The organism is Candidatus Poribacteria bacterium, from assembly GCA_021295755.1.
GTDB lineage: Bacteria > Poribacteria > WGA-4E > WGA-4E > PCPOR2b > PCPOR2b.
Genome location: JAGWBT010000228.1, coordinates 612 through 5,262, shown reverse-complemented (window position 1 = coordinate 5,262; position 4,651 = coordinate 612). Strand labels below are relative to the sequence as shown.

Annotated in this window: 5 protein-coding genes; 3 read left to right on the top strand and 2 right to left on the bottom strand. The window is 49.9% G+C overall.

Features of this window, described 5'->3' with window-relative positions:
- From J4G02_22435 to J4G02_22425, 3 genes are all read left to right on the top strand, one after another.
- Positions 1–1,355: MFS transporter (locus tag J4G02_22435; GenBank protein MCE2397269.1), on the top strand; the 1,355-nt coding region annotated here is incomplete at its 5' end.
- A gap of 95 nt (positions 1,356–1,450) precedes the next feature.
- The gene (locus J4G02_22430) at positions 1,451–2,725 is read left to right on the top strand and encodes a nitrate reductase (protein MCE2397268.1); all 1,275 of its coding nucleotides are present in this window, start codon (positions 1,451–1,453) and stop codon (positions 2,723–2,725) included.
- On the top strand, positions 2,712–3,518 hold the full coding sequence (locus J4G02_22425; GenBank protein ID MCE2397267.1) for a hypothetical protein: 807 nt from the start codon (positions 2,712–2,714) through the stop codon (positions 3,516–3,518). Before J4G02_22430 ends, J4G02_22425 begins: the two co-directional genes overlap by 14 nt.
- 151 nt (positions 3,519–3,669) lie before the next feature.
- Here the strand turns inward: J4G02_22425 and J4G02_22420 are convergent, their stop codons facing one another.
- Positions 3,670–3,942, bottom strand: a complete 273-nt coding sequence (locus tag J4G02_22420; protein ID MCE2397266.1) for a hypothetical protein — start codon at positions 3,940–3,942, stop codon at positions 3,670–3,672.
- A 43-nt stretch (positions 3,943–3,985) separates the two neighbouring features.
- The gene (locus J4G02_22415; GenBank protein MCE2397265.1) at positions 3,986–4,531 is read right to left on the bottom strand and encodes a carbon-nitrogen hydrolase family protein; all 546 of its coding nucleotides are present in this window, start codon (positions 4,529–4,531) and stop codon (positions 3,986–3,988) included.
- Positions 4,532–4,651: the final 120 nt, after the last annotated feature.

The window sequence follows — 4,651 nt, the reverse complement described above, 5'->3', positions numbered from 1 at the left end:
CGAGCGGTCCCCAAATCTTCGGTTGGTGTATGTATGACTGGGCAAACTCTGCCTATGTAACCACAGTGGTGGCAGGCGTCTTACCAATCTATTTCGCTACCGTGATTGTGGGCAACGGGGGTGTCCAGATTGGGAATACCGTTGTCAGCGCAGATGCCCTCTGGGGTTATCTGGTCAGTGCTTCGGCGATGTTCGTCTTTCTATTTGCCCCCGTCCTCGGCGCCATATCAGACTTCTCTTCATCCAAGAAAAAGTTCCTGATTACACTTGCTTATATGGGCAGCATCAGTGCAACGCTTCTCTACTTCTCCCAATCCGGAGATGTATGGCGAACCGCCACCCTATTTCTGATCGCACAGATCGGGTATGTGGGAGCGAATGTCTTCTATGATGCCTTTTTACCTCAGATCGCCCCCGAAGATAAAATAGATTGGGTATCCAGCAAGGGGTATTCCTACGGATACATCGGCGGTGGATTACAATTTGCCATTACATTGGGACTGGTCGCCGGCGGCGAAATTATCGGAGTTGGTCAAGGACTCGCAGCCCGCATTGGGCTGGGAATGGCAGGCTTATGGTGGGCGGGTTTTACAATCTTTACGCTCAAAAACCTGAAAGAGGCGGGGGCGATAGAAGCGATGCCGGAAAAGTACCAGTCGCAACCGAAGATAATAGCTTATGCCGCTATTGGAATCACGCGAACTCTCGCAACGATTAGAAAGGTTAGACGCTTCAAGCATCTACTACTGTTCTTAATTGCTTTTATGATCTACAACGATGGCGTTCAGACAGTTATCAGTATGGCAACGATTTATGGGACTGAAGAATTGAAGTTTTCTGCAACGGTCTTGATGATTACGTTGCTGATGATTCAGATCATCGCCGCCGGCGGTGCCTTACTATTCGGTAGGATCGCTAGCAAGATCGGGGCGAAACGGTCTTTGATGTTAACCTTACTCCTCTGGAGCGGGGTTGTCACCTACGCTTATTTTCTACATACCGTTACGGAATTCTTCATCTTGGGTGTCGTTGTAGGGATCGTGCTCGGCGGTTCGCAGGCGCTCAGTCGTTCTTTTTACGGGGCGATGATTCCCAAAGAAGCCTCGGCTGAGTTTTACGGGTTTTACTCCGTCTTTAGCAAGTTCTCAGCGATTTGGGGTCCCTTGGTGTTTGCCATCATACGGCAAGTTACTGGCACGCCAAGATTAGCCATCATTTCATTGATGGTCTTCTTTATGATGAAGAGAAAGCCAAGGAAGCCAAACGCTCCGGGGCGTTCTAGGAACTTACTTGATCTTTTATTGTTTTTTTTGACATGGCTTTTGGTGTCTTATGAGCTGCAGTTATCTCTCTAAAGGGACTGTGGGTCAGAATCGTTTCGATCCAGATCCCTTAGCACTTGCTCGATGGATTTACGAACGATTCTCTAATCAACGAAAGGATAATAAATATGGCAGGTTCGCAGGGCTCACATTCCGGAGCGGGCAACAACGCGTTCAAATCTGTCTTTATTGCCGTTTTTTTAGGAAGCGCGCTGATCATCGCGACACTGATTTTCAACGCCAAACGACCGACTCAAGAAACGGAACAGCCGAAAGCCGAGTTTGTCAGAAGTACAGGTAAGTGCGCGACGTGCCATCGGAAAGAAACATCAGCAGTTGTGCATCAATTCGAGCGCAGTCTTCACGCGGCAAAAGGGATTAACTGCCTTGACTGCCACGGTGCATTAGAAGGTCAAGAGAAGCAAGCACATCGTGGATTCATGATCGCTAAACATCTCACATCGAAAAACTGTAGTCAGTGTCATTCGACCGAATATGACCAGTTTATCAGGAGTCGTCACGCCGCGCCTGCTTGGGCGGCGGTTTTGGGTAAACAAGATTTCACGGAGGAGCAGGTTGCGTATGCCGAAACCTATCATAAGGGAGCAGTGAATCGCGCCGCGAATCAACTCGCCTCGAAAGAAGGGCAAAGCGCGACTGACGTCGGTTGTCTCGGTTGCCATGATATAGGTAAGCCGAACGCAGACGGCTCGATCGGAACATGTACTGCCTGTCACGCACGACACTCCACATCAATCGCACTTGCCCGTGAGCCAGAAACGTGCGGGCAGTGTCACATGGGTCCCGACCATTCACAAATTGAGATCTATCATGAATCAAAGCATGGTGTGCTTTACAACGCTCAGAAACACGATCTGAATCTCAATGCTGACCCGAAAAAACTCACCACAGCGGATATGTCCATACCGACCTGTGCTACCTGCCACATGAGCGGCTTGGAAGGCTTGAAGGTAACGCACGATACAACCGAGCGTCTTTCGTATTGGCTCTTTGCTGCTGTCTCCGATAAGCGTCCGACGTATCAGCGAGGACAAGACGCGATGAAAGAAACCTGTTTGAAGTGCCATACTCAACCGCACGTAGACAGATACTATCAGGAAGCCGAAGGGGTTGTCCAAGCCACCAATGTCAAAATTGCCGAAGCCGAAACGCTGATGGCATCCCTCCGCAAAGAAGGGTTACTGACACCGGAACCCTTCGATGAAGCGATTGAGTTTCTCTATTTTGACCTGTGGCATTACTATGGACGAACAGCAAAACATGGGGCTTTCATGGGCGGTGCGGACTTTGTGCAGTGGCACGGAAATTACGAACTCCTGTTGAAGATGACCGAAATGAAAGAGATAGCTGCCCAACTCCGAGAAAACCGTGCGAAAAAGTAAGTGGTTTCACAAATACGCGCTCGCTCTTGAACTTTTTGTGACGGCGAATCTGGCATTTCTTGCCTTTGATGTGTTTATCGCTCACTCGGTCAACGCCTTTGCCCATTGGGGTGAGTGGATTCCGTTTCTATTTTCGATCATCGCTTCATTGCTCCTGTTTTTGGCACTGTTGATCGGGAGTAGCGGTCTGTGGTATTTGGGCGGATTAGGCGTTGGCTGGAGCTCAGTCGGCATTGGTATCGGAGGGATGCTGTTCCATCTTGAGAGCCAATTTTTCGCTGATTTTACCATCAAGAGTCTTGTTTATACCGCACCCTTCGCCGCACCGCTCGCTTTTTGCGGATTAGGGCTGCTCTTGATTATGAACCGTATGGTTCATGGTGAATCAATCGAGTGGGGAAAATGGATTGTGTTCATGGCGTTGGGTGGATTTTTCGGTAATTTTGTGCTTTCACTTTGCGACCACGCACAAAATGGATTCTTCAAGCCAAGTGAGTGGATTCCGATATTTACCAGCGCAATCGCTGTCGGTTTTTTAATGACGGCTCTCCTACAGCCAATCAATTTGCCGTTTCTTAAAGTCTGTGGTGCCATTTTGATGGTAAACGGGCTCGTTGGTGTGTTGGGGTTTTATCTGCACCTATCGGTTGATTTGCAAAGTGCTGAATTGAGCGCGAGAGATAAATTGATCTACGGACCTCCCTTATTCGCGCCCCTGCTATTCACGGACCTAGCACTGCTTGGGATGCTAGGAATCTGGCATCTTGCCCGTAAGTTGCAAGAAATTCGATAGTCAGAAAATACGGCAGTACACTGGCAGGACAAACCGATCTTCATTTAATTCAGCGGAAATAATCGATGAAAATCCTGTTTCGCATGTGCCGTATTCCCAAAGCGATTTTCATCTGTATTCATTGGGTAGAGATCGGAGGAGGATGGGTAAACTACTCCCCTTTCACCAGTTGGGCTGCCTCGTAGACCGCAGGTCTTGCCTCATCAACGGTACAGCTAGCAGAAGCCCTAGCCCTATCCGCCACCTCTCTTTTGACCTCCGTGACAATCATCCCTTCGTCTGGGAGATATTCATCAATCAGCTGCCCGCTAGGATCTATCGCCAAGCATAGCCCCGGAAACCAAGCATTGCCACTGTGCCCCGACTGATTCGCATAGAATATATGGAGGGCATTATCAACCGCACGTCCCGGTAGCAGTTGCATCGCCAACTCCTTGTGAGACTCGGCTTGCTCACGCTGATCTCCATTATTGGCCACTACCGCCAACAGGGATGAAAAAGAGTTCCGCCCCCTTCTGCGCCGCGCCCCGAAAAAGTTCGGGGAAACGCAAATCGTAGCAGATCCCCACACCAAACGTCCACCCCTGCGAAGCAACCACCGGGAACGTATCGCCGGGCACAAACCATTCCCGCTCATTCGGATTGGGCAGATGAAGTTTTGAAAACGTTGCCAGATACCCCTCAGCTCCGACGATGAGTGCACTATTACGAAGTTGCTCACCGAACGGCTCAATCGTACCAACCACCAGTGTCATCTGTAGTTTGCGAGCGAGGGACTCTAGGAATGGCACCGACTCCTCTGCTGCCGCTGCAGCAATCTTCCGCGCCTCCTCAAACGTCAGGTCAGACTTGTTCATTGATCCGGTGATACACTCTTCCGGCAAAATCCCGAAGTCGGCTCCTTGCGCGTGTGCTTTGTGTGCCCATTCTGCGACGCGCTCCAAGTTTGCTGACGGATCGCCCATGACGCTGTGCATTGCGACCGATGCGACTCGGACTGTATCCTTGTCCATACTATTTCCTCATCAGAATTCTTCGGGCTGGAGCCCCCACACTTTAGTGTGTGGGAGGACATCCCGTCTTCTTTTTGGTTGAAACATATTGTGAGTATGTTAAAATCGTCTTGTCCTTGG